The organism is Acidovorax sp. 99 (assembly GCF_003096455.1).
In the GTDB taxonomy this organism is placed as follows: Bacteria; Pseudomonadota; Gammaproteobacteria; order Burkholderiales; family Burkholderiaceae_C; genus Acidovorax; species Acidovorax delafieldii.
The window spans coordinates 4,007,036-4,030,913 of sequence record NZ_QEKU01000001.1 but is presented as its reverse complement, the minus strand read 5'-3'; the positions used below and the strand labels follow the sequence as shown (position 1 = coordinate 4,030,913).

The window sequence follows — 23,878 nt, the reverse complement described above, 5'->3', positions numbered from 1 at the left end:
TGTGGGTGGATGGCAGGTTACCCGTGTGCCGTCTTTGTCACCAGTCCTATTTCGTCGCTGCTCAGCAACGCTACGATGTCCATCACGATCAGCATGCGCTCGCCCAGGCTGGCAATGCCAGTGACAAAGGCCGGGTCCACATGGCCCTGTCGCTCGAACTGGGGCGTGGGCTTGATGAGGTCGGGTGTGAGCGAGACCACATCGGCCACCGCATCCACCACCGCGCCAATCACGGTAGAGCCGATGTCCAGAATGATCACCACGGTGAAGTCGGTGTAGCTCGCTTCAGGGCATTGCAGCTTCACCCGCAGATCCAGGATGGGCACGATGCGGCCGCGAAGATCGATCACGCCCTTGATGAAGTCGGGCGATTGCGCCAGGCGCGTGGGTCTCTCGTATGAGCGGATCTCCTGCACGCGCAGGATGTCAATGCCGTACTCCTCCGCACCCAGGCGGAAAGTCAGGAATTCACGATGGGCTGCGGTGGGGCTTGGGGCCAGCGCGCGGTGCGCAGAGTGGGTGGCGGCAGGCGCAGCGGCGTCGGCAATAGCGGTCATGGCGCGGGCTTTCAGGCGGTTGGAACGGGAGGGTTGCGAACAGCGCCAGAACGCGACGAACGCAAAAGCTATCCAAAGCATAGCAGCGCACGGTTGCAAAATGTGACATTCGCGGGCAATCCCCCCCGCAATCCGAAGGGGACTCCCCCGGCCCGGGCGGGGGCAATTGGAGAGCTTGCTCCATTTCGCGCCCCGCCTTGGTGCGCAAAAACTGCTACCGTCGCACAACCCGCCTGCCTTGCCCGGCAGGCGCCCGTTTTGGAACGACGACTTGATGCCTCTCTTCTCCGACCGCAAATCCGCCGCCCCTGACCACATGCCACCGCCCAGCCTCCCCCTGCTGGCGCTGGAGCTGCGGGCCCCCTGGGAATTTGGCGCCGTGCTGCCCGCATGGCCCGTTCTGCAGCGCGCTCCACTGGGCGATGGCCACACGGTCATCGTGTTTCCAGGCCTGACAGCTGGCGACGCCACCACCCTGCCCCTGCGTCGCTACCTCGAATCGCGCAACTACAACACGCTGGGCTGGGGCCAGGGCCTGAACCTGGGGCCGCGCGATGGCGTGCTGGAGAACGCCAAGGCCCAGCTGCAGCAAGCGGTGGATGCCAGCGGCCACAAGGTGAGCCTGGTGGGCTGGAGCCTGGGCGGCATCTACGCCCGCGAGCTGGCCAAGGAAATGCCGGACCTGGTGCGCTGCGTGGTGACCCTGGGCACCCCGTTTGCCGGGCCCCACACCTCCACCAACGCCTGGCGCATTTACCAGTTCGCCAGCGGCCGCAGCATCGAGCGCGAAACCGAGAACTACAACCTGCCCGAAGCCCCTCCGGTGCCCACCACCAGCATCTACTCCCGCACCGATGGCGTGGTGGCGTGGCGCGGCAGCATCCAGGCGCCCGCCGACCACAACCCCCACACCGAGAACATCGAGGTGGTGGCCAGCCACTTTGGCATCGGCCTGAACCCCAGTGCCTGGTGGGCCGTGGCCGACCGTCTGGGCCAGCCGCACGGGCCAGGCGTGGTGTGGCAGCCGTTCCAGCGCCCGCAGTTGCCAGGGCTGCATCTGGTGTATCCAAACCCGCACCGCTGAGAGCAGTACGGAAAAGTCCCCTGCCGTACCCGAAGGGACGGCGCATTCCTAAGTGCCACGTAAAAAAGCACGCAGAAGGTGTCCCCTCTGCGTGCTTTTTTACTTCTCTTTTGATAGCTGTCCGCGCATTTTCCACCTACGCTTGCAGCCGTTTTGACCTGAATTCTTCATCCAGGGGCCTGTCTGGCCCTCGTCAGAAGCTCTCCCAGTCGTCGTCGTTGCCCCCTGCCTTGGCCGGTGCCGGGCTGGGCGCTGCCGGTTTGGGGGCTGCGGCGCTGGCTGCTGGGGCCGCTGGTGCTGCGCTGCCGGTCTTGGGCGCTGCCAGGCTGGCGGCGGGTTTGGTGCTGCTGCTCTTGGCGCTGCTGCCCAGGCTGCTGCGGGCCGGGGCTTTGTAGCTGGGCGCTGCCATGGGAGGGCGGGCGGGGGCTGCGCTGGTGCGCGCCGGGCTGTGGCTTGATGTGCTGCTGGCGTCGAGCTTGAATACGGCCACGGCGTTGACCAGTTCGCCGGCCTGGGCGTTCAGTGCGCTCGCAGCAGCGGCCATTTCTTCCACCAGGGCAGCGTTTTGCTGGGTGGCCTGGTCCATCTGGGTGACGGCTTCGCCGACCTGGCCGACACCTGCGCTTTGTTCGCTGCTGGCGGCGCTGATCTCTCCCATGATGTCGGTCACTCGCCGGATGGCGCTGACGACTTCGGTCATGGTGGCTCCGGCCTTGTCGACCAGGGCGGTGCCTTGTTCCACGCGTTCCACGCTGGCGGTGATGAGGGCTTTGATTTCCTTGGCGGCTTCTGCGCTGCGTCCTGCCAGGTTGCGCACTTCTCCGGCCACCACGGCAAAGCCCCGGCCTTGTTCGCCGGCGCGGGCGGCTTCCACGGCCGCGTTGAGCGCCAGGATGTTGGTCTGGAAGGCAATGCCGTCGATCACGCTGATGATGTCTGCGATCTTGTTGCTGCTGGCGTTGATGCCTTTCATGGTCTCGACCACTTCGGCCACGACGTCTCCGCCTTGCACGGCCACGGTGCTGGCGCTCACGGCCAGTTGGTTGGCGGCGCGGGCGTTGTCGGCGTTCTGGCGCACGGTGGAGCCCAGTTCTTCCATGGAGGCCGCCGTTTCTTCCAGGGCACTGGCCTGCTGTTCTGTGCGCGCGCTCAGGTCGTTGTTGCCGGAGGCGATCTGCGCGCTCGCTGAGGCTACGCCTTCGGCATTGCTGCGCACGCCCGACACCACCCGAGCCAGGTTGGCGCGCATGTCGCCCAGCGCGTTGAGCAGCTGGCCCATTTCATCCTTGCCGCCCGAAGGCACTTCGGTCGCCAGGTCGCCATCTGCAATGGCGCGGGCAGCCAACACCGCATGGTGGGCCGGACGGGTCACGGCGCGAGTGATGGCAACGCCCAGCACGGCGGCCAGTGCCACGCACAGCGCAAGTGTGCCCAGCACCCAGGCGCGCGCCACATTGAACACCCTCATCGCTTCCTCGTTGGCCTGCAAGGCCGCGTCCGCATTGATCTTTTGCAGCTCGCCCAGCGTCTCGGCCGTGGCCACAAAGGCCGACTCCGATTCGCCCGCATACAGCATGCTCAAGGCGTCAGCAGTCAGCTCCATGGTCTCGGCGGTGCTGAAGTCCACGCCCTTGGCAATGTCCGCCAACTTGTCCTGCAGCGCCACATAGGCCGCCTTGCGGGTCTTGTAGGCGTTGAATACCTCGCGCTCCTTGGGCATGTCGATGAGCGGTTCGTAGACCGCTTCGACTCTGCTCAAATCTTTGTGGCGCGCGGCAACCTGCTCGGCAAACGCCTTGACCTCGGCCGAGCTACGCGCAGTGACCATGCCCGCCTCGGCACGGCGCATGCGGTTGAGCAGCACGCGCAGCTCGCCCGTTTGCGTGACACTGGGCAGCAGGTTCGTGGCAATCTCCTCGGCGTTGGCGTGGATGCGGGACATCTGTACCAGCGCAATAGCCCCGAGCAAGGCGGTCAGCAACACCACTGCCAAAAAACCCGCTGCCAGCTTCACGCCAATGCGCAGATCAGAAATTTTCATGAATCACCTCAAAGTACCTCGAAACACCGGAACAGCCGCAGTCATGTAACAAAATGCAGTCTATCAGCGCGCCCAGCCGCACATGGCGCGGCTTTTCCCTACCCTGGCAGGGTGCCACCCACAAAAAAACACGCCACCCGAGGTGGATGGCGTGCTTTTATTTTGATAGCATCCAGTGCATATTGCACTAGCGCTACGGGCAGAAAGCGCCCAAAGGGCTATCAGGCCTGCGACTTCTTGTAGCTGTCGATGCCGTCGGTGATTTCCTTCTTGGCGGCGTCGATGCCTTCCCAGCCCAGCACCTTGACCCACTTGCCCTTTTCCAGGTCCTTGTAGTGCTCAAAGAAGTGGGCGATGGCGTTGCGGCGCATGGCGTTCACATCGTCGATGCTCTTCCAGTGGTCATACATGGGCAGGATCTTGGACGTGGGCACAGCAATCACCTTGCCATCCACACCGGCCTCGTCTTCCATCATCAAGATGCCCAGGGGGCGGCAGGGCACGACCACGCCGGGGAACAGCGGGTAAGGCGTGATCACCAGCACATCGACCGGGTCGCCGTCGCCCGACAGCGTCTGCGGCACATACCCGTAGTTGGTGGGATAGTGCATGGCGGTGGTCATGAAACGGTCCACAAATATGGCGCCCGATTCCTTGTCCACTTCGTACTTGATCGGATCGGCGTTCATCGGAATCTCGATGACGACGTTGAAGCTGTCAGGAACGTTCTTGCCTGGGGGGACGTTGTTGAGGGACATGTCTTTGGATAGTGGTTTGTTGACGATAACCCGCGAGGCCTTCGGCACTGATGCAGCGCAACGAAGCGTCGGGATTAACCCTGATTTTAGGCGCACGCCCCTTTCTGCCCGCTTGCAAACCGGCGTTTGCCTGTAAATTGGGCCTGTTGGCCAATCGGCTCCTGCGCGAAACGCATGGGTAGCACGAGGAAGCAACGCAGCGGGGAAGCCACCGATGCGTTGGTCCCCCTCCGTGCAACACACCAAGGAGAATTGAATGGCTGCAAGTTCAGCACTGACATCCCCTCTCATCCTCGCCCTCGTTTGCGGGCTCATCGCGGTGGCCTACGGCATCTGGGCCCGGGGCTGGATCCTTTCCAAAGACCCGGGCAACGCCCGCATGCAGGAGATTGCCGCCGCCATTCAGGCCGGCGCCGCCGCCTACCTGGCCCGCCAGTACAAGACCATTGCCATCGTGGGCGTGGTGCTGGCGGTACTCATCGGCGTGTTTCTGGACGGCACCACGGCGGTCGGTTTTGTGGTGGGCGCCGTGCTCTCAGGCGCCTGCGGCTTCATCGGCATGAACGTCTCTGTGCGCGCTAATGTGCGCACCGCGCAGGCGGCCACCCAAGGCATTGGCCCCGCGCTGGATGTCGCGTTCCGTGGCGGTGCCATCACCGGCATGCTGGTGGTGGGGCTGGGTCTGCTGGGTGTCACGGGCTTTTACTGGTTCCTGGCGGGCAATGGCAACCACACGCCCACCACCCATCTGGCCACGCTGCTCAACCCGCTGATCGGCTTTGCGTTCGGCTCATCGCTGATCTCGATCTTTGCACGCCTGGGCGGTGGCATCTTCACCAAGGGCGCAGATGTGGGCGCCGACCTGGTGGGCAAGGTGGAGGCTGGCATCCCTGAGGACGACCCGCGCAACCCGGCCGTGATTGCCGACAACGTGGGCGACAACGTGGGCGACTGCGCGGGCATGGCGGCCGACCTGTTCGAGACCTACGCGGTGACACTGATCGCCACCATGGTGCTGGGCGCCCTGATGGTGGCCACGGCCCAGGTCAATGCGGTGGTGTACCCGCTTGCGCTGGGGGCGGTGTCCATCGTCGCATCCATCATTGGCTGCTTCTTCGTCAAGGCAACGCCCGGCATGAAGAACGTGATGCCCGCGCTGTACAAGGGCCTGGCGATCGCGGGCGTGCTGTCGCTCATCGCTTTCTACTTCGTCACGCTGTGGATCATGCCGGACAACGCGGTCACGGCCACGGGCACCCAGCTGCGGCTGTTTGGTGCCTGCGCCACCGGCCTCGTGCTGACGGCCGCGCTGGTCTGGATCACCGAGTTCTACACCGGCACGCAGTACTCGCCCGTGCAGCACATTGCCCAGGCGTCCACCACCGGCCACGGCACCAACATCATTGCGGGCCTGGGCGTTTCGATGCGTTCTACGGCCTGGCCCGTGGTGTTTGTGTGCACGGCCATCATCGTGTCCTACGGCCTGGCTGGCCTGTACGGCATTGCGGTGGCAGCCACGTCGATGCTGAGCATGGCGGGCATTGTGGTGGCGCTGGATGCGTATGGTCCCATCACCGACAACGCGGGTGGCATTGCCGAAATGGCCGAGCTGCCCAGCAGTGTGCGCGACATCACCGACCCGCTGGACGCCGTTGGCAACACCACCAAGGCCGTGACCAAGGGCTACGCCATCGGCTCGGCCGGCCTGGCTGCACTGGTGCTGTTTGCCGACTACACCCACAAGCTGGAGAGCTACGGCAAGGCCATCACCTTTGATCTGTCGGACCCGCTGGTCATCGTGGGCCTGTTCATCGGCGGGCTGATTCCGTACCTGTTCGGCGCCATGGCCATGGAGGCTGTGGGCCGTGCCGCAGGCGCTGTGGTGGTGGAGGTACGCCGCCAGTTCAGCACCATCAAGGGCATCATGGACGGCACGGGCAAGCCCGAATACGGCAAGGCCGTGGACATGCTGACCACCGCCGCCATCAAGGAAATGGTGATCCCCAGCCTGCTGCCGGTAGTGGTTCCCATTGTGGTGGGCCTGCTGCTGGGGCCCAAGGCGCTGGGCGGCTTGCTCATGGGCACCATCGTCACAGGTCTGTTTGTCGCGATCAGCATGTGCACCGGCGGTGGCGCGTGGGACAACGCCAAGAAGTACATCGAAGACGGCCACCACGGCGGTAAGGGCTCTGAGGCGCACAAGGCCGCCGTGACCGGTGACACCGTGGGCGACCCCTACAAGGACACGGCCGGCCCGGCCATCAACCCGCTGATCAAGATCATCAACATCGTGGCACTGCTCATCGTGCCGCTGGTGGTCAAGTTCCACGGCGGGTAAAACCGCCCCACCATCGTCAAAAAGGGGCCTCTGGCCCCTTTTTGACGCGTAACATCGCATCCACTGCAGCAGCCACTGGTATCGCGCTCCACTGAAGATGGCCTTGACACACACCACCCTGCCCGCCCCGGCCCCGACCGACAGCCCCGCTGCGCCCCAGCAGCGCATCGTCCAGATCGCGCTGGCCCAGGCCCGGCCTGTGGTGGAGCGCGTCATTGAGGCCACGCGCGTGTCCCTGCAAGCGCGCCTGGACAGTGCCCGCACCCCCGGCGAGCACCATGCGATGCAGGAGGCACGGCAGCAACTGGTGCGGCTGGCATCGGTGATGGCAGATCGCTACCCCGACGCACTGCGCAAGGCGCTGGACCAGGACACGGCACAGGGCGACGACAAGCCCACGCGGTCCCTGTTCACCGTGCACTTTGACGACCTCGAACTGATGGACGAGGCGCAGATCAACGACAGCGTGGAGCGCGCACGTGCCCGTCAGGTACTGATCTCTGCAGTGGAAGGTCCGCTGGCTGACCTGGACGCGTTGGTGTGCGCGGCCCAGGGGCTGTCCCGGGTGCAGCCGGAGCACAACCCGCTGCGCCCCGACGTGTTCTTGCAGGCTCTGCAGTCCGTGGTGTCGCAAATGCAGGTCACACCCCAGGTGCGCCACGACTGGGTGGGGCTGATGGCACAGGCATTGGGCGCCGAGCTGCGCAGCCTGTACCTCGCGCAAATCGACCAGCTCAAGCAAAGTGGTGTGAAGCCTGTGGGCTACGCCATGCGGCAGGCCACGGGCGAAGTGGTCTATGTGGCGCCGGCCGACGCCGGGGCGTCCCCCGGTTTTGCAGCCGACAACGACTTGTACGTGTCGTCCACCAGCACGGGCGACCCGTTGCTGACGCTGGACCGCCTGCGCCGCCTGCTGCTGGGCGAGTTCAATGACGCAGCCGCCCCTACTGACATGCACGCCAGCGGCGACAACCCCCAGGAATCTTTCGCAGCCCGGTTTGACCGGGAGTTTGAACACCCGTCACAAGGTTTGCCGCAGATCGACCCACCGGCCACGGATTTCGCGATGACGGTGCCCGCAGCGTTTGAGGCGCTGCAAGAGATGAACCAGGTAGGCCAGATGATGGAGCGCCTGGGCACGCCACGCCCGCCCGCCGCCCCTGGCGCAGACGGCCACTCCGCCGCCGCGCAGCGGGCGCAGGTGCAGGGCCTGGGCCAGGCCTTGAGCATGGAGGTGGTGGCGCTGATGGTGGACAACATTGCGCGCGACACGCGGCTGCTGTGGCCGGTGCAACAGTTCATCCGCGCGCTGGAGCCGGCGCTGATGCAGCTGGCACTGTCCGACCCGCGCTTCTTCAGCCACAAGGAGCACGCCGCACGCCGCCTGCTGCAGGACATCACCGACCGCAGCCAGGCCTTCAACAGCCCCGAAGCCCCTGGTTTTCAGAGCTTCATGCGCTCGCTCATGCACATCGCAGGCCCGCTGGCCACCGCCACCATCGACAGCGCTGATGACTTTGAACAAGTGCTGCAGCAACTGCACGCCAAATGGGCCGAGAAGGACCAGGCGCTCAAGCAGGAGCGCTTGCGCGCCATCGAGGCCCTGCAGCACGCAGAGCAGCGCCATCTGCTGGCCGCACAGATATCGCGCGAGATCTGGCTGCTGCCCGACATCGGCAAGGTGCCGGACGCCATCTCGCGCTTTTTGCTGGGCGCATGGGCCCAGGTCATGGCGGAGGCGCGTCTTTCGGACAAATCAGGCACGACCGACCCGGGCCGCTACCAGGAACTGGTGGACGCGCTGATCTGGAGCGTACAACCCGAACTGACGCGCGCCAACACGGGCCAGCTGGCTCGCCTGCTGCCCAAGCTGCTGGCCAAATTGCGCGAAGGTCTGGCGTCCATCGACTACCCAACAGACCGCACGGAGGCTGTTTTTGAGCTGCTGATGCAACTTCACCAGCAGGCCTTCAAACCCGGGCCCAGGGTGGCTGCGCCAGCCCCTGCAGCCGCAGCGACTTTTGCAACGCCCGCGGCAGAGCCGCAACAACCGGCGCCCCTTGATGACGACGACCCCTGGGTTGCGCCCTCCGAAGCGAGGGAGTCCGGCTACATCGATATCTCGCAATCGCCCGAGAGCGAGGGCGCAGACACGGCCCCTGAGGCTGCCCCCAGCAGCGCTGCGCCCCTGCCGCTGCCCGCCGCCACCATCACGGTGGGCACCTGGGTCAATCTGCAGGTGGCGGGCCAGTGGGAGCGCACACAGCTGTCCTGGATCGGCTCGCACGGCAACCTGTTCCTCTTTACCAGCGCCGCTGGCCGCACCCAGTCGATGACCCTGCGGCTGCTGGACCGGCTACTGCAACGGGGAGCGATGCAGGTGCTGGCCGAGCACACCGTGGTGGACAACGCCCTGGACGCCGTCGCTCAGACAGCCATGCAAAACAGCGTGGAAAGCAGGCACTGAAGGCCGCTTGCACAACAAAAGTGGTCAAACACGGCAGACGGTGATACCCTGTCTCCATCACTCCAAGGCTTTGTAAAATTCAGGGGAATTTGTCAGGGCCTTAGCCCGCTTTGGCGGGCTTTTTTAATGGGTTTCCGCTTTGGCGGTTTTTCTCTAGGCGCCCCGCCCAGCGGGACTTTTTTGGCGTGTCGAGCAGCCGCAGCCACTGCGGCTCAGAGAGCGCTCGCAGCAGGAAGGGTGAGCGTCGCCCGCAAGCCGCCAAGGCCTGCGGGTTCCAGATCCAGCCGCCCCCCATACAAAGCTGCCAGGTCCTGCACGATGGCCAAGCCCAGTCCCGTGCCGGGCACGGTTTCATCCAGGCGCACGCCGCGTTCCAGCGCCTGATCACGTTGCGCGGCATCAATGCCGGGGCCGTCGTCTTCCACCGCAACCACCAGTTGGGGCTGCGCAGCGCCCGATCCGGCGGGCAGCAGTTGCATCTGAAGCCGCACCGCAGCCTTCGCCCACTTGCAGGCGTTGTCCAGTAGGTTGCCCAGCATTTCCTGCAGGTCCTGCGCCTCGCCCGCAAAGAAAAGCGGCACCGCTGAAGACTCGACACTGATATCGAGCAACCGGTCCGCATGCACCTTGTTCATCACGCGCACCAGCCCATCCACTACCGGCTGCAGCGGCGTGCGCTGCCCAGGCAAGCGCGCAGATGCCGCCACCCGCGACCGCGCCAAGTGCCAGTCGATGTGCCTGCGGGCCACCACCACCTGCTCTCGCACCAGCGCCGCCAGCTCCGGGCCATCAGTGGGCTGTTGTGTGCGGGCCGCGTTCTCCAGCACCGTGAGGGGCGTCTTGAGCGCATGGGCCAGGTTGCCCGCCTGGGTGCGTGCCCGCTCCACCACCTCGCCATGCCGGCGCAGCACGGCGTTAAAGTCGTCGACCAGCGGCTGCACTTCCGCAGGGAAGCTGCCTTGCAATTGCGAAGCCCGCGCTTCTTGCACATCCTGCACCGCGCGCTGTAGCGCCTGCAGGGGCTTGAGCCCCACCGCCACCTGCGCCCAGGCGGCGGCCACCAGCAGCAATAGCAACACCGCCAGCGACAGCCCCAGCACGCCAGTGAACCGGGCCGTGGCTGCCTGCGTGGCCTGCAGGTCAGCGGCCACAATCAAGCGCCAGCGCGCTGCATGCACGCCCTCGGCGCGCACCGTGCGCTCCAGCACCAGCAAAGGCACGCCCTGCGGGCCTGTTATCTCATGCACATGCACGGTGCCATCGGCCAACGCATCCACCTGTAGCGCCAGGCTGGTGTCCCACAACGAGCGCGATCGCAACACCCCTGCCCGCTCCCGCCCATCGGGCGCCATGGCGTCCACCTGCCAATACAGGCCGGAGTAAGGCTTGAGCCAGCGCGGGTCAGACAGCGCCTCGGCAGCAATCACCGGCCGCCCCTGGGCGTCAAACTCCAGCCGCGCCGTGATCTGGTCCAGCTGCAGCTGCAGCGCAGCCTGAAACTGCTGCTGCACATGCTCGCGGAACAATCCGCTCAGCACCAGCCCAGCGAGCACGATGGCCACGGCCGCACCCGCCAGCGTGACGGCCAGCAGCCGCACCCGCAACGACCGGGACCAGTGCACGGGCGGAGCAGGTGGCACAGCTTGCGCGCTCATGGCGGCACCAGGCGGTAGCCCATGCCACGCACGGTTTCGATGCGTGCCGAATCCGTCAGGGCAGCCGACGAAGCCGCAGGAGGCAACATCTTCTTGCGCAAGCGCCCCACAAAGACCTCAATGGTGTTGGAGTCCCGATCAAAGTCCTGCGCATAGATGTGTTCGGTCAGCTCCGCGCGTGACACCAGCACGCCAGGCCGGTGCATGAGGTAGTCGAGCACCTTGTACTCATGCGCTGTCAACGTCACCGGCTGGCCCGCACAGGTCACGCGGCCACTGCGTGTGTCCAGCGACCAGTCTCCACACTGCAGCACGGCCGACGCTTGCCCGCTGGCGCGGCGGATGAGTGCGCGAAGGCGCGCCAGCAGTTCTTCGAGATGAAAGGGCTTGGTCAGGTAGTCGTCGGCACCGGCATCGATGCCTGCGACTTTTTCGTGCCAGTTGTCGCGCGCGGTGAGGATCAGCACCGGCATGTTGCGCCCCTCGGCCCGCCACCGCTTGAGCACCGTGAGCCCGTCCACCACGGGCAGGCCCAGGTCCAGCACCACGGCATCCACTGCCTCGGTGTCGCCCAGAAACTGCGCGTCGCGTCCGTTGTCTGCCTCGTCCACCGTGTAGCCCGCGCCGTGCAGGGCATTGCGCAACTGGGTGCGCAGCAGCGTGTCGTCTTCTACCAGCAGGATGCGCATGGAGGTGTCGTGGTCGGAAGGGTGTCAGCGATTGTCACGGCTTCGCTGCTGATCTTCGCGCGATTCTCGGGATCGCACACGCAGCACCTCCGCCGTGCGCGCATCGAGCTTGACCTTGGTCAACTGCCCGGCAGGCGTCAGCAGCTTGATCTCGTAGATCCAGCGCTCGCGCTCCTGCTCCAGCTCCACTTCCAGCACCTGGCCAGGTACCTCGCGCTGCAGACGTTCCAGCACGACGGGCAGTGGCAACACCTGGCCCGCCTGCACGGCCTGCCGGGCGCGGTCGTGGTCTTCCTTGCCGCTGGCCCAGGCGGACGGCACGGCCAGCGCGGCAGCCCACAGCACACACGCCGCCAAGCACATGCGCCGGACATGGCGGCCCGCACAAGCAGCGTGGAAGGAGAAAGGCATGGGCGCATTGTCCTGCGCGATATCTGAACGGCCGATGAACAGCCCTTTCACACGCCGTTCAGGCGGGGATTTCAACAATGCCTGCACAAGCGATGAAACCCCCAAGGACCACAGCATGACTTCCCTTCGCACCCTGACTCTGGCCGCGCTCTGTGCACTTGCAGCCACCAGCATCAGCCACGCCGCTGACACCACCGCAGCCCAGCAGCTCGCCCACTGGAGCGCACAGGCCGGCAGCCCAGGCAATGCCGACAAAGGCAAGGTGTTCTTCAACGCACGCCATGGTGGCGAATGGTCTTGCGCATCCTGCCACGGCACACCGCCCACCGCACAGGGCAAACACGCCAGCACCGGCAAGCCGATTGCGGCCCTGGCGCCGGCCTTCAACCCCAAGGCATTTACCGACACCGCCAAGGTGGACAAGTGGTTCCGCCGCAACTGCAACGACGTGGTGAGCCGTGAATGCACAGCAGTGGAAAAAGCCGACGTGCTGGCCTACCTCAACGCCCTCAAGCCCTGAGACCGACACCATGCAAAAACCAGCCCCGTTGCGCCCTGCGGCCCTGGCCGCAGCTGTGTGCGCACTGACCCTGCTGTCACTCTCCAGCGCCCATGCAGACAGCGGGCGCGCCATGCCCCGCAACGTGCCCAGTGCCTACACACAGGAATGCGCCGCTTGCCACACCGCCTACCCGCCGGGCCTGCTGCCCGCAGCATCCTGGAACCGCGTGATGACGGGCCTGGACAAGCACTACGGCACCGACGCATCGCTGGACGCTGCCACCGTGCGCCAGCTCAACCAGTGGTTGCAGGCCCACGCCGGCACCTACAAGCGCGTGAACGAAGAGCCACCCGAGGACCGCATCACCCGCTCGGCCTGGTTTGAACGCAAGCACCGAAAGATCGAACCCGCCACCTGGAAACTCGCCAGCGTGAAAAGCGCTGCCAACTGTGCGGCCTGCCATACGGGCGCAGACCAGGGGCAGTTTGACGAACACAACCTGCGCATGCCGGTAGGGCTGGATACCCGTTCCCGCCGCGCCTGGAACGACTGAGAGCGGTGAACAGAACTCTTCTGGCGTCGTTGCTGTGTCTTGTCGTACTGACCGTACTGCCTGCGACACAGCGCCTCGCCAGAACCGCTTCGCTGAGCCCTGTTCGCCGCTCTCGATCTGCATTGAATCTGACCTGTATCCGATCAAGGAAAACACGATGAACAACACACCCACCCTCCATCCCGCCGACGCCTCGGCACAACCCGCGCCCGCGAAGGCTCCCAGCCGCCGGGTGACCGATGCGCCCACGCGCATGTTCCATTGGCTGTTTGCACTGAGCTTTGCCGGGGCCTACGCCACGGCCGATGGCGAGCACTGGCGGCTGCTGCACGTCACGCTGGGCTACACCATGGCGGGGCTGCTGGGCTTTCGGCTGCTGTACGGCATCTTCGGGCCGCGCACCTCGGGCCTGGGCCTGCTGGGGCGCAAGTTGGCGGGGGCGCCCGCATGGCTGCGCTCCCTGCCCCAGGCCACATCGGTCACGCAAATCAACTGGCGCCAGGGCCAGAACCTGCTGATGGCGCTGGCCATCGTGCTGCTGCTGGCGCTGGTGGTGCCCCTCACCCTCAGTGGCTACGCCACGTACAACGACTGGGGCGCTGCGCTGGGTGGCCACTGGATGGGCGAAGCGATGGAAGAAGTGCATGAGTTCTTCGGCAACGCCCTGCTGTTGGTGGTATTGGCCCATATTGCGCTGATTGCTGGCTTGAGCGTGCTGCGCCGCAAGAACCAGGCCCTGCCCATGCTGAGCGGCCGGGTGGAGGGTAAGGGGCCCGACCTGGTCCCCAAGAACCGCACCTGGCTCGCCGCCCTGCTGCTGATCGCAACCCTGGCCTTTGGCGCCTGGCAGTGGCAGCAGTCGCCCAGCGGCTGGGTTGCCAACGGCACATCGACCGAACGCCAACGGCACCACGATGACGACTGACGCAGAGCCACCGAACACGAAGGAACCGCCCTATGAAAATCTACATGTGTGCCGTCTGCGGCTGGATCTACGACGAGGCTGCGGGCCTGCCCGACCACGGTATCGCACCCGGCACCCTCTGGGCCAACGTGCCCGACGACTGGCGCTGCCCCGAATGCAATGTTGGCAAGGCTGACTTTGTGATGTGCGAGGTGTGAAAGAGAGGTATCGGGTGCGGCCCACTGCGCTGCGTCAGGGCTGCAGACATCGCTGCGCGGTATAACCGTTACACCATTGCATCCTCTGTGCAACGCAGCCTCACACCCCCCATGCCACCTACCGACTCCCCCACCGGGCTCGACCCGGCCATGGCCGCCCAGCGCCTGCGCGACGAGGGGCCCAACGAACTGGGCATCACCCAGCGCCGCACGCTGCGCGACATGGCCAGGGACGTGGTCACCGAGCCCATGTTCCTGCTGTTGCTGGGCGCAGGTGCCATCTACCTCGCCATGGGCGACGCGCACGAGGCGCTGATCCTGCTGGGCTTTGTGGTGATCATCATGGCGATAACGGTGCTGCAGGAGCGCCGCACCGACAACGCGCTGAACGCCCTGCGCGACCTCTCCAGCCCCCGCGCGCTGGCATTGCGCGGCGGCACCCTGGTGCGCATTGCAGGCCGCGACGTGGTGCGCGAAGACCTGCTGATGATTGCCGAGGGCGACCGCATCCCCGCCGACGGCACGCTGCTGCAAGCCCACGAGCTGGCCGCCAACGAGTCGATGCTGACCGGCGAGTCGGAGCCTGTGGCCAAGCAACCTGCCGACAAGGTGTTTGCGGGCACGCTGGTGGTCAGCGGCCAGGGCCTGCTGCGGGTGACCGGCGTGGGACGCCACACCGAACTGGGCCGCATTGGCCAGTCGCTCGACACCATTGCCCTGCAGGCCTCGCCGCTGCGCGAGGAAATGGCGCGGCTCACGCGCAAGCTGGTGGTCATTGGCCTGTCGCTGTGCGCGCTGCTGGTGGCCCTGTTCTGGGCGCTGCGCGGCGACTGGCTGCAGGCCGTGCTGGCAGGCATCACGCTGGCCATGGGGGTGCTACCGCAAGAACTGCCCGTGATCATGATCATCTTCCTGGCCCTGGCCGCGCGGCGGCTGGCGGCGCAGCAGGTGCTCACGCGGCGGCTCAACGCCATCGAGACACTGGGCCAGACCACCGTGCTGTGCGTGGACAAGACCGGCACGCTCACCCAAAACCGCATGGCGGTGGCGGCGCTCTGCATTGCGGGCCAGGAGCTGGATGTGCAACACCTGCCAGCCGCGGCGGATGGCAGCGCGCTGCCCGATGCTTTCCACGAACTGCTCGAATACGCCGTGCTGGCCAGCGAGATAGAACCGCACGACCCCATGGAGCAGGCCTTTCACCGCATGGCGGCCGACCACCTGGTGGACACCGAGCACCTGCACCCCGCATGGTCGCTGGCGCGCGAGTACGAGCTGTCGCCCCAGCTGCTGGCCATGAGCCACCTGTGGCGCGACGGCACCTCGGCGCACGACACCGTGGCCACCAAGGGCGCGCCCGAAGCCGTGGCCGACCTCTGCCATCTGCCCGAAGCCGAGCGCGCCGCCGTCAGCGCCCAGGCCGCACGCCTGGCCGACCGGGGCCTGCGCGTGCTGGGCGTGGCCAAGGCACGGCACCGCACGCAAGACACCTGGCCCGATGCCCAGCACGACTTTGACTTTGAATGGCTGGGCCTGGTGGCCCTGGCCGACCCGCTGCGCCCCGAGGTCCCCCAGGCCGTTGCACAGTGCCGCCAGGCGGGCATCCGCGTGGTGATGATCACCGGCGACCACCCTCGCACCGCGCGCGCCATTGCCGCCCAGGCGGGCATCGCTAACGACCGCGTGATCACCGGCGACGAGTTGGTCCACATGCCGCCGCAGGTGCTGGCCGACGATGTCCGGCAGGTCAGCGTGTTTGCGCGCATCAAGCCACACCAGAAGCTGGCGCTGGTCGAAGCCCTCAAGGCCCAGGGCGAGGTGGTGGCCATGACGGGCGATGGTGTGAACGACGCCCCCGCCCTCAAGGCCGCACACATCGGCATCGCCATGGGCCAGCGCGGCACCGATGTGGCGCGCGAGGCCGCTGCCCTGGTGCTGCTGCACGACGACTTCGCGGCCATCGTGCTGGCGATTCACCGGGGCCGGCAGACCTTTGCCAACCTGCGCCAGGCCATGGTCTACACGCTGGCGGTGCACGTGCCCATCATTGGGCTGGCGCTGCTGCCGGTGCTGTTCGGGCTGCCGCTGGTGCTGGCGCCGCTGCACATCGCGTTTCTGGAGCTGGTCATCGACCCGGCCTGCTCCATCGTGTTCGAGGCCGAAGAAGGCGCTGCCGACCTCATGCAGCAGCCGCCGCGCGCGGCCGACGAACCCCTGCTGTCCACCCGCCACATCCTGCTGAGCGTGCTGCAGGGCAGCGTGGTGACCGCTGCCGTGGTAGGCCTGTATGCCTGGCTGCTGCGCCAGCCCCCACATGCCGCCACCGCCAGCACGGCCGCGTTTGTGGTGCTGGTGGCCGCCAACGCCGCGCTCATCCTGCCCAGCCGCAGCAGCCAGACGGGTTGGCGCAGCCTGTGGGCAGGCCTCACACCGGTCAGCCTGTGGGTGGCAGGCGGCACGCTGGCCGCGCTGGCGGGCATCACCACCGTGCCCTGGCTGGCCAATGCTTTCCGATTTGTGCCGCTGTCGCCCCTGCACTGGTTCATGGCCCTGCTGGCCGGGCTGCTGCTCACGGTGGTGTTTACGGCCAACAAGCGCTGGCTGCAGCCCGCCACACTGGCGCGCCACACTTCCCTCGCCTGATCCTCCCGCCCTACACCATGCCCATTGTTCTGGAATCCATCGACCACGTCGTGCTCACCGTCGCCAGCATCGACAAAACCATTGCGTTTTATGAGCGTGTGCTGGGCATGACCGCGCGGGAGTTCAAGCCCCAGCGGTACGCGCTGCACTTCGGCGCGCAAAAGATCAACCTGCACGAAGTGGGCACGGTGGTGGACCCCAATGTGCGCCACGCGACGGCGGGCTCCGGCGACCTGTGCTTTCTCACCCAGATGCCGCTGGACGACGTCATCGCCCACCTGCATTCCGAAGGCGTCCCCATCGTGCAAGGCCCGGTGGGCGCAACGGGCGCCCGCCACCGGTTGCGCTCGGTCTACATCTACGACCCGGACGACAACCTGATCGAGATTGCCAACGAGGTGTGAGGCGCTGGCTGCACCGATCGCAGTACGGTCTCCAACACAACGATCAGAACTCGGCCGAGATCGCCGCCCGCAACAACGTTGCCGCGGGCTCCACCAGCTCTTGCAGCTGCCCGGCCCGGTCCTGCTCGATGGAGTGCAGCACCATCTCGTTGATGCCCCCCACCACCGCCATGGCCATCATGGGCTGCAGGGGCGTCTTGCGTTTGCGCTCACCCGCGCGGTTGTTCACCACGTCCAGCATCAGGTCGGCCAGTTGCTGGTTGGCGCGGCGGCGCGCGGCCAGCCCCGTGGGGCCCAGGCCCAGGATGTCGATGAACAAGGTGCGCAGCAGCACGGGGTTGCGTGCCAACACGCCAAAGTAGGCTGCCATGGCCTGCTCCACCTGGGCCTCCCAGTCACTGTGCGGGTCAATGGCTGCGCGCAGCACCGCTATCGCGTTGCCGCTGGCCGCCTCGTACAGCGCGGTCAGGCACTCGGCCTTGTCGGCAAAGTTTTCATAAAAGGTGCGGCGCGACACGCTGGCTTCGCGCACGATGTCGGCAATGGTGGTGTCGGCATAGCCCTTGGCGGCCACGGCGCGCGCCATGCCCTCCAGCAGGCGGGCGCGGTGTTCGGTGCCCGCAGCGGGCGCAGCAATTGGGGCGGTGACGTCACTCATGGAGGCTGATCGCAATGCAGAATATTCGACGAGGTACTTGACAGTACCATAGTTGATCTGCATCATACACATCCACCGGTACTGCAAAGTACCAAATCCATGCACCACCGCGCGGCCCCCTTGCGCCAGGAGCTTTCTTCATGACCGAACTCGTTGTCCGCCGCCTGCTGATCGACCTGGAGACGCCGTTTGCGCGCCACTGGTGTGGTGGCGACGCGTTTCGCTCTGCGCTGTTCAACGCGCTGTCGATGAGCTTTCCGGTGGGCGAGCAGTTCTTTATCGACGCCGTGCGTGACGGCCACAAGGCCCTGCCCCCCGACAGGCAGGCGCAGTTTGCCGACGAAGTGCGTGGCTTCATCGGGCAGGAGGCCACACACCGCCGCATCCACGCGCTGTTCAACGGCCACCTCGACCAGCAGGGCCTCGCCAATGAATGGGCCCCGCGTGCGCAAGAGCGCATGAAGCTGTTTGCGGGCGCCGACCCACGCCATCCGCTGGCTGTGACCGCTGCCAACGAGCACTTCACCGCCCTGCTCGCCGAATGGCTGCTTGCCCACCCCGAGGTGCTGCAGGGCGCCGAGCCGCGCCTGGCCACGATGTGGCAATGGCACTGCGCCGAAGAGTCCGAGCACAAGAACACGGCCTTCGACCTTTACCAGGCCCTGGGCGGCAACCACGAGTGGCGCATCACCTGGTTCCGCCGCATCACGGTGGTGTTCCTCGGCGATGTGCTGCGCCAGACGGTGCTGAACCTGCGCCGCGATGGCTCGCTGTGGAAATGGAGCACCTGGACCAGCGCCGCACGCACACTGTTCGGCAAGGGCGGCCTGGTGCGCGAGACCTGGCGCCCCTGGCGCGAATACCTGCGCCCCGACTTTCACCCCAGCCAGCACGGCACCGACCTGTCGGCACGCTGGCTGGCAGAGCACAGCAACGCCTACACCCCCGTGGGTGCGCGCTGACAACCACGACCTGACACCATGACCCATCCCACCACGCCCCGGCACACAGGCCGGGCAGGCGCGGCTTTGCTCTGCCTGCTTGCATCGACCGCCTTGGCCCCCTTGACCCTGCTGCCCCTGCAGGCCCACGCTGGTCCCCTGGCATTTGATGCCGCTCTGCAGCAGCTGCAGCAGCGCTCCGACCAGCTGGCCGCATCGCGCAACGCCGTCGAAAGCGCCCAGCTGCGCCGCGACGCCATGCAGCGCCTGGGCGGCCCGGTGGTCAACCTGAGCGGCGCCGCCTACACCTACAACGCCAACCTGGACGTGGACCTGAACCCGCTGAACCGCGCCCTGCCCGGCGTGCTGTCGCAGCTGCCGCCCCAGCTGGCGGGCTCACTGGCCCAGTTGCCCCACCTGCCGTCCAGCTACACGCTCAACCGCAGCAAGAGCGACACCACAGCCTCGGTCTCTGCCATTTGGCCGATCTACATGGGCGGCGCCAGCAATGCGGCCCGGGGCCTGCTGGATGCCCAGGCGCAAGAAGCCCAGGCCGACGCCGCCAAAACCGGCCATGAGGCCACTACCCTGCTGGTGCATCGCTACTTTGGCGCCCAACTGGCGCAGCGCGCTGCCCTGCTGCGCGAATCGGCCCTGGCGACCATCGAACAGCACGACGCTGCCGCGCAGAAGATGCTGGACGCCGGCGTGATCGCGCGCGTCGAACGCCTGCAGGCCCGCTCCGCACTGGAAGAGGCCCGCCGCAATGCCCGCAAGGCCCGCGACGATGCCGAGCTGGCCGCCACGGCGCTGACCCGCACCCTGAAGGCGTCCGACCCCGTCACGCCCACCAGCCCGCTGTTTGTGCTGAGCCAGCCGGTCGAGCCCCTGCCCCACTTCATCGACACCGCTTTGGCCCACCACCCAGGCTTGGACAAAGTAGCCGCCAAGAAAGAACAAGCCACCCAATTGCACGCCGCCCAGGAGGCACTGCGCAAGCCCCAGGTGTTTGCGTTTGGCCAGCGCCAGCTCAAGACCGGCCGCGATGCCGACTGGGTGGCCGGCGTGGGCGTGCGCTGGACGCTGTGGGACTCCATCGACCGCAACGCACTGGCCGAGTCATCCAACCGCCAGATCGAGCAGGCTGAGCGCACCGGTGCGCAAGCGCAGAACGACATTGCCCTGCTGGTGGAAAAACGCTGGCAGGCCCTGGAGCAGGCGCGCCGCGCCTACTTTGCGCTGCAGCCGGGTCTGGAGCTGGCCGACGAAGTGCTGCGCCTGCGCATCTCCGGCCTGAAGGCCGGCACCAGCACCACGCTGGACTTGATCGACGCACAGGTCAACCAGGCCAAGGCCCAGACCGAACGCGCCCAGGCCGCCCACGACTACGTGAAAGCGCTGGCCGATCTGCTGGAGGCCTGCGGCCTGTCGGAAGACTTTGGCAAATACATGGCGCGCGCTGATGCGGTGCGGGTGGAATGAGTAAAGGTGGAACGAACATGAGCAAGAACAACAGCAAAAAGGCGGCCGTGATCGGCACGGTGGCCTTTGTGGCCGTGGCAGGCTTTGTGGGCTTTGGCCTGTGGAAGGCCTCGCAGCCTGCACCCGAGGTGTTCCAGGGCCAGATCGAAGCGCAAGAGGCCGACATCGCCCCCAAGGTCACCGCGCGCATCGCCCAGATCCTGGTGAAGGAAGGCGACCAGATCGCCGTGGGTGCACCGCTGATCCGCATGGACAGCCCCGAGGTGAAAGCCAAGCTGGCGCAGGCCACCGCTGCCCAAGAGGCTGCCCAGGCCGTGGCCGCCAAGGCCGAGAGCGGCGCCCGCCCGCAAGAGATTGAAATGGCCCGCCTGAACTGGCAGCGCGCCGTGGCCGCCGCCGATCTGGCCGAATCGTCCTTCAAGCGGGTGGACGGCCTGGCCCGCGAGGGCCTGGTGGCGGCGCAAAAACGCGACGAGGCCGAGGCCAACTTCAAGGCCTCGCGCGACCAAGCACTGGCGGCCAAGGCCCAGTACGACCTGGCCCGCGCCGGTGCCCGCAGCGAAGACCGATCCGCCGCCAGCGCCCAGGCGCGCCAGGTGGCTGGCGTGGTGGCGGAGGTGCAGGCGGCCCAGGCCGAGACCGAGCTCAAGAGCCCCGTGGCCGGCGAAGTGGCCAAGGTGCTGGCCCGCACGGGCGAGTTGTCGCCGCAGGGCGTGGCCGTGGTCACGGTGGTGGACCTGAAGGACCAGTGGGTGGTGCTGAACGTGCGCGAAGACCGCCTGCAGCGCTTTGCCATTGGCAACGAGTTCGACGCCACGCTGCCCGCGCTGGGCGGCAAAACCGTGAAGTTCAAGGTCTACCACACGGCTGCGCTGCCCGACTTTGCCACCTGGCGCGCCACACGCGCGGGCCAGGGTTTCGACGCCCGCACGTTTGAAGTGCGCGCGCGCCCGGCGGCCCCCATCGAAGGTGCACGCCCCGGCATGACGGTGCTGGTGAACTGAAATGCGACACCCCGCTGAGCGCCTTCGGCGCTTCCCCCCGCTCTCGCAACGCTATGCGTTGCGGGCAGGGGGACGCAGCCCTCGCTGCGGGGCGGCCCTTGCTCGGCTGCCCTCGCCGGGCCGCGCCTGTTCCGAATTCCGCGACGGGAGTGGAGCGCGATGGAAAACCGATCCAAGAAAGTGCCGCCAGCGCTTCTCTTACAAGCGCAAAAAGCTATGAATTCAATAGCAAACAGCCTTCGCCGCGAAGCCCGCCGCCTAGCGGCCGATCCGTGGGACCTGGCCATGGTCACCTGGGTGCCGCTGCTGGGCGTGGCGCTGCTGTGGTGGATCTTCTCGGCCGGCCTGCCGCGCCACCTGGCGGTGGGCGTGGTGGATGACGACCACTCCAGCCTGTCGCGCCAGCTGGTGCGCATGCTGGACGCCACACCGGGCGTGCAGATCACCCAGCACTTCACCAACGCGGCAGAGGCCGAACGCGCGCTGCGCGCGGTGGACGTGTACGCCGTGGTCTCCATCCCGCGCGACTTTGCGCGCACCGTGAAGGAAGGCCGCGCAGCGCAGGTCACGCTGCTGCACAACGCGCAGATGTCCACCCACTCGGGCCTGCTGCAGCGCGATGTGCGCACGGCCGTGGGCACCTTGTCGGCGGGTATCGAGATGGCCGCGCGCAACAAGCGCGGCGAAAGCGCCCAGGCCGTGCACGTGAGCATGGAGCCCATCCACACGCAGATGGTGGCGCTGTTCAATGTGTCCAGCAACTACGAGCAATTTCTGGGCGCGGCGCTGATCCCCGCCCTGCTGCACATCCTGGCCATGACGGCCGGTGCCTGGACGGTGGGCCGCGAGCTGCGCGACCGCACGCTGGGCGAGTGGCTGGGCGCAGGGGGCTGGGTGCGCACTGCAGGCGCGCTGGTCGGCAAGCTCGCCGTGCCCTGGGTAACACTCACGCTGGTGGGCCTGCTGGCGCTGGTGGGCATCACCTGGGGCCGGGGCTGGCACCCGCCGGGCAACCTGTGGTGGGTGGCTGCGGCGCTGGCGCTGCTGATAGCGGTGTCGATCACCGCAGGCGCTGCGCTGGCAGGCATCACGCGGTCGCTGCGCACCGCACTGTCGGGTGCGGGCTTTTTTGCAGCCCCGGCGTTTGCGTTCAGCGGCGTGGCGTTTCCCCTTGCGGGCATGCCCGGCAGCGCACGCGCGTGGGCCGAAGCCATGCCGTTCACCCACTACATCCGTCTGCAGATCGAGCAGTTGCAAATGGGCGCACCGGTGGCTACCAGCGTCTCGACGATGGTGGCGCTGACCATCGCCACCACCGCGCTGTGGCTGATAGGCGCCACCGCGCTCACGCTGGCGCACAAGCGCCCAGACACCTGGGGAGGCCGCTGATGAACACACCGATGCAACCCATGCCGGTGACCACGCCACCCCACCAGGGCCTGCTGGGCGCCTGGCTGCAAGCACTGGCCACCGTGGTGCGCGACAAGGGCGTGCTGCTGCTGTTGGTAGGAGCGCCCGTGCTCTACGGTTTTTTCTACCCCTGGTTCTATGCCGACGAGGTGCTGACCCGCGTGCCTGTGGCCGTGGTGGATAGGGACCACACCAGCCTGTCGCGCCAGATCACCCGCTTTGCCGATGCCGACCCCCGCATTGAAGTGCGTTTTGTCGCCGCCAGCGAACGCGAGGCGCAGGAGGCCCTGTGGCGCGGAGAGATCGAAGGCTACGCGGTGATCCCTGCCGGGCTCAAGCGCAGCGTGGTGCGCGGCGAAAACGCCGTGGTCAGCATCGAGGCCAACGGCGCCTATGCGCTGCTCAACAAGGCCGTGCAATACGGCTTTGCGGAAGCCGTCGGAACGGTGTCTGCCGGGGTCGAGATCCGCAAGCTGCAGGCCAGCGGCCAGAGCGCCCCGCAGGCCCGCGCCAGCCGCGCGCCGGTGCAGCTGCAGATGGTGGCGCTGTTCAACCCCACCGAAGGCTACGGCAGCTTTGTGGTGCCCGCCGTGGCGCTACTCATCCTGCAGCAGACCTTGCTGATGGGCGCTGCGATGCTCACCGGCACCTGGGTGGAAAGCGGCCAGCACCGTGCCCGCGCCACCACCTGGCTGGGCCGCCTGCTGGCGCTGTGCACGCTGGGCTGGGCCAGCGGCCTCTTCTACTTTGGCTGGATCTTTGTGCTGCACGACTACCCGCGCGGCGGCAACCCGCTGGGCGCACTGGCGCTGCTGGCCTGCTACATCCCGGCCATCGCTGCGCTGGGTGTGTTGTTAGGGCTGTGGTTTGGCAACCGTGAACGCGCGCTGCAGGTGCTGCTGTTCACCACACTGCCCATCGCGTTCGTCGCAGGCTTCTCGTGGCCGGTGGAGGCGCTGCCCGAGCCGCTGCAGTGGCTGCGCTGGCTGCTGCCCAGCACCTCGGGCGTGCAGGCGTCGCTGCGGCTCAACCAGCTGGGCGCGCCGCTGTCCGCCGCGCTGCCTTACCTGTGTGCGCTGGTGGCGCTGGGTGCGGTGTGCGCAGGGGCCGTGCTGGCCCTTGCGAGGCCCTCAAGCACTTTGCGCCCTGGTGCCTAAGC

General features: G+C 66.8%; 21 protein-coding genes. 14 read left to right on the top strand and 7 right to left on the bottom strand.

What is annotated here, in order from left to right:
- Positions 1 to 17 precede the first annotated feature (17 nt).
- Positions 18 to 557, bottom strand: a complete 540-nt coding sequence (locus C8C95_RS18645) for a chemotaxis protein CheW (protein ID WP_243415722.1) — start codon at positions 555 to 557, stop codon at positions 18 to 20.
- 274 nt (positions 558 to 831) lie between these two features.
- On the opposite strand from C8C95_RS18645, the gene C8C95_RS18640 reads away from it, so the two are divergent.
- Positions 832 to 1,641 (top strand): alpha/beta fold hydrolase, encoded by an 810-nt coding sequence (locus C8C95_RS18640; protein WP_108499302.1) that lies wholly within the window; start codon positions 832 to 834, stop codon positions 1,639 to 1,641.
- Between the two features lie 193 nt (positions 1,642 to 1,834).
- Here the strand turns inward: C8C95_RS18640 and C8C95_RS18635 are convergent, their stop codons facing one another.
- Both C8C95_RS18635 and ppa read right to left on the bottom strand, forming a co-directional pair.
- Positions 1,835 to 3,682: a methyl-accepting chemotaxis protein gene (locus C8C95_RS18635; protein WP_116749551.1), complete on the bottom strand. Its 1,848-nt coding sequence runs from the start codon at positions 3,680 to 3,682 to the stop codon at positions 1,835 to 1,837.
- Between the two features lie 221 nt (positions 3,683 to 3,903).
- Positions 3,904 to 4,440, bottom strand: coding sequence for an inorganic diphosphatase (gene ppa, locus C8C95_RS18630; RefSeq protein WP_116749550.1), 537 nt, complete (start codon positions 4,438 to 4,440; stop codon positions 3,904 to 3,906).
- 256 nt (positions 4,441 to 4,696) lie between these two features.
- On the opposite strand from ppa, the gene C8C95_RS18625 reads away from it, so the two are divergent.
- Both C8C95_RS18625 and C8C95_RS18620 read left to right on the top strand, forming a co-directional pair.
- Positions 4,697 to 6,778: a sodium-translocating pyrophosphatase gene (locus C8C95_RS18625; protein WP_056067326.1), complete on the top strand. Its 2,082-nt coding sequence runs from the start codon at positions 4,697 to 4,699 to the stop codon at positions 6,776 to 6,778.
- Positions 6,779 to 6,875: 97 nt separating this feature from the next.
- The gene (locus C8C95_RS18620) at positions 6,876 to 9,245 is read left to right on the top strand and encodes a DUF1631 family protein (RefSeq protein WP_116749549.1); all 2,370 of its coding nucleotides are present in this window, start codon (positions 6,876 to 6,878) and stop codon (positions 9,243 to 9,245) included.
- A 212-nt stretch (positions 9,246 to 9,457) separates the two neighbouring features.
- On the opposite strand, the gene C8C95_RS18615 is transcribed toward C8C95_RS18620, so the two are convergent.
- From C8C95_RS18615 to C8C95_RS18605, 3 genes are read right to left on the bottom strand one after another with little or no spacing between them, the layout of a single operon-like run.
- Positions 9,458 to 10,900 carry a sensor histidine kinase gene (locus tag C8C95_RS18615; protein ID WP_207780619.1) on the bottom strand — a complete coding sequence of 481 codons (1,443 nt, stop codon included), beginning with the start codon at positions 10,898 to 10,900 and terminating at the stop codon, positions 9,458 to 9,460.
- Complete coding sequence (locus C8C95_RS18610) at positions 10,897 to 11,589, bottom strand: response regulator transcription factor (protein ID WP_116749548.1); 693 nt, start codon at positions 11,587 to 11,589, stop codon at positions 10,897 to 10,899. Before C8C95_RS18610 ends, C8C95_RS18615 begins: the two co-directional genes overlap by 4 nt.
- A gap of 24 nt (positions 11,590 to 11,613) precedes the next feature.
- Positions 11,614 to 12,000, bottom strand: a complete 387-nt coding sequence (locus tag C8C95_RS18605) for a PepSY domain-containing protein (protein ID WP_116750353.1) — start codon at positions 11,998 to 12,000, stop codon at positions 11,614 to 11,616.
- A 115-nt stretch (positions 12,001 to 12,115) separates the two neighbouring features.
- Between C8C95_RS18605 and C8C95_RS18600 the strand changes: the two genes are divergently transcribed.
- The 6 genes from C8C95_RS18600 (at position 12,116) to C8C95_RS18575 (ending at position 17,224) form a co-directional block, all read left to right on the top strand.
- The gene (locus C8C95_RS18600; protein ID WP_116750352.1) at positions 12,116 to 12,520 is read left to right on the top strand and encodes a DUF1924 domain-containing protein; all 405 of its coding nucleotides are present in this window, start codon (positions 12,116 to 12,118) and stop codon (positions 12,518 to 12,520) included.
- A gap of 10 nt (positions 12,521 to 12,530) precedes the next feature.
- Positions 12,531 to 13,055: a diheme cytochrome c gene (locus tag C8C95_RS18595; RefSeq protein ID WP_116749547.1), complete on the top strand. Its 525-nt coding sequence runs from the start codon at positions 12,531 to 12,533 to the stop codon at positions 13,053 to 13,055.
- 157 nt (positions 13,056 to 13,212) lie between these two features.
- Positions 13,213 to 13,980, top strand: coding sequence for a cytochrome b/b6 domain-containing protein (locus C8C95_RS18590; RefSeq protein ID WP_116749546.1), 768 nt, complete (start codon positions 13,213 to 13,215; stop codon positions 13,978 to 13,980).
- Between the two features lie 32 nt (positions 13,981 to 14,012).
- On the top strand, positions 14,013 to 14,177 hold the full coding sequence (locus tag C8C95_RS18585) for a rubredoxin (protein ID WP_056743520.1): 165 nt from the start codon (positions 14,013 to 14,015) through the stop codon (positions 14,175 to 14,177).
- Between the two features lie 111 nt (positions 14,178 to 14,288).
- Complete coding sequence (locus tag C8C95_RS18580; protein ID WP_116749545.1) at positions 14,289 to 16,820, top strand: cation-translocating P-type ATPase; 2,532 nt, start codon at positions 14,289 to 14,291, stop codon at positions 16,818 to 16,820.
- 17 nt (positions 16,821 to 16,837) lie between these two features.
- Complete coding sequence (locus C8C95_RS18575; protein WP_116749544.1) at positions 16,838 to 17,224, top strand: VOC family protein; 387 nt, start codon at positions 16,838 to 16,840, stop codon at positions 17,222 to 17,224.
- A gap of 43 nt (positions 17,225 to 17,267) precedes the next feature.
- Here C8C95_RS18575 and C8C95_RS18570 read toward each other — a convergent pair whose 3' ends face one another.
- Entirely contained in the window at positions 17,268 to 17,882 is a 615-nt protein-coding gene (locus C8C95_RS18570; protein ID WP_116749543.1) for a TetR/AcrR family transcriptional regulator, read from the bottom strand.
- Positions 17,883 to 18,022: 140 nt separating this feature from the next.
- On the opposite strand from C8C95_RS18570, the gene C8C95_RS18565 reads away from it, so the two are divergent.
- From C8C95_RS18565 to C8C95_RS18545, 5 genes are all read left to right on the top strand, one after another.
- A complete protein-coding gene (locus tag C8C95_RS18565; RefSeq protein ID WP_056743529.1) occupies positions 18,023 to 18,844 on the top strand; it encodes a metal-dependent hydrolase in 822 nt (273 codons plus the stop codon).
- 18 nt (positions 18,845 to 18,862) lie between these two features.
- On the top strand, positions 18,863 to 20,305 hold the full coding sequence (locus C8C95_RS18560; protein WP_243415721.1) for a TolC family protein: 1,443 nt from the start codon (positions 18,863 to 18,865) through the stop codon (positions 20,303 to 20,305).
- Positions 20,306 to 20,322: 17 nt separating this feature from the next.
- Positions 20,323 to 21,309 carry an efflux RND transporter periplasmic adaptor subunit gene (locus C8C95_RS18555; RefSeq protein ID WP_116749542.1) on the top strand — a complete coding sequence of 329 codons (987 nt, stop codon included), beginning with the start codon at positions 20,323 to 20,325 and terminating at the stop codon, positions 21,307 to 21,309.
- A 216-nt stretch (positions 21,310 to 21,525) separates the two neighbouring features.
- Entirely contained in the window at positions 21,526 to 22,698 is a 1,173-nt protein-coding gene (locus C8C95_RS18550) for an ABC transporter permease (RefSeq protein WP_116749541.1), read from the top strand.
- The gene (locus C8C95_RS18545; RefSeq protein WP_116749540.1) at positions 22,698 to 23,876 is read left to right on the top strand and encodes an ABC transporter permease; all 1,179 of its coding nucleotides are present in this window, start codon (positions 22,698 to 22,700) and stop codon (positions 23,874 to 23,876) included. The genes C8C95_RS18550 and C8C95_RS18545 overlap by 1 nt, the downstream gene beginning before the upstream one ends.
- Positions 23,877 to 23,878: the final 2 nt, after the last annotated feature.

Coding starts and splice junctions, on each gene's coding strand:
- C8C95_RS18645 (WP_243415722.1), bottom strand. CDS start 557: ATGACCGCTATTGCCGACGCCGCTGCGCCTGCCGCCACCCACTCTGCG.
- C8C95_RS18640 (WP_108499302.1), top strand. CDS start 832: ATGCCTCTCTTCTCCGACCGCAAATCCGCCGCCCCTGACCACATGCCA.
- C8C95_RS18635 (WP_116749551.1), bottom strand. CDS start 3,682: ATGAAAATTTCTGATCTGCGCATTGGCGTGAAGCTGGCAGCGGGTTTT.
- ppa (WP_116749550.1), bottom strand. CDS start 4,440: ATGTCCCTCAACAACGTCCCCCCAGGCAAGAACGTTCCTGACAGCTTC.
- C8C95_RS18625 (WP_056067326.1), top strand. CDS start 4,697: ATGGCTGCAAGTTCAGCACTGACATCCCCTCTCATCCTCGCCCTCGTT.
- C8C95_RS18620 (WP_116749549.1), top strand. CDS start 6,876: ATGGCCTTGACACACACCACCCTGCCCGCCCCGGCCCCGACCGACAGC.
- C8C95_RS18615 (WP_207780619.1), bottom strand. CDS start 10,900: ATGAGCGCGCAAGCTGTGCCACCTGCTCCGCCCGTGCACTGGTCCCGG.
- C8C95_RS18610 (WP_116749548.1), bottom strand. CDS start 11,589: ATGCGCATCCTGCTGGTAGAAGACGACACGCTGCTGCGCACCCAGTTG.
- C8C95_RS18605 (WP_116750353.1), bottom strand. CDS start 12,000: ATGCCTTTCTCCTTCCACGCTGCTTGTGCGGGCCGCCATGTCCGGCGC.
- C8C95_RS18600 (WP_116750352.1), top strand. CDS start 12,116: ATGACTTCCCTTCGCACCCTGACTCTGGCCGCGCTCTGTGCACTTGCA.
- C8C95_RS18595 (WP_116749547.1), top strand. CDS start 12,531: ATGCAAAAACCAGCCCCGTTGCGCCCTGCGGCCCTGGCCGCAGCTGTG.
- C8C95_RS18590 (WP_116749546.1), top strand. CDS start 13,213: ATGAACAACACACCCACCCTCCATCCCGCCGACGCCTCGGCACAACCC.
- C8C95_RS18585 (WP_056743520.1), top strand. CDS start 14,013: ATGAAAATCTACATGTGTGCCGTCTGCGGCTGGATCTACGACGAGGCT.
- C8C95_RS18580 (WP_116749545.1), top strand. CDS start 14,289: ATGCCACCTACCGACTCCCCCACCGGGCTCGACCCGGCCATGGCCGCC.
- C8C95_RS18575 (WP_116749544.1), top strand. CDS start 16,838: ATGCCCATTGTTCTGGAATCCATCGACCACGTCGTGCTCACCGTCGCC.
- C8C95_RS18570 (WP_116749543.1), bottom strand. CDS start 17,882: ATGAGTGACGTCACCGCCCCAATTGCTGCGCCCGCTGCGGGCACCGAA.
- C8C95_RS18565 (WP_056743529.1), top strand. CDS start 18,023: ATGACCGAACTCGTTGTCCGCCGCCTGCTGATCGACCTGGAGACGCCG.
- C8C95_RS18560 (WP_243415721.1), top strand. CDS start 18,863: ATGACCCATCCCACCACGCCCCGGCACACAGGCCGGGCAGGCGCGGCT.
- C8C95_RS18555 (WP_116749542.1), top strand. CDS start 20,323: ATGAGCAAGAACAACAGCAAAAAGGCGGCCGTGATCGGCACGGTGGCC.
- C8C95_RS18550 (WP_116749541.1), top strand. CDS start 21,526: ATGAATTCAATAGCAAACAGCCTTCGCCGCGAAGCCCGCCGCCTAGCG.
- C8C95_RS18545 (WP_116749540.1), top strand. CDS start 22,698: ATGAACACACCGATGCAACCCATGCCGGTGACCACGCCACCCCACCAG.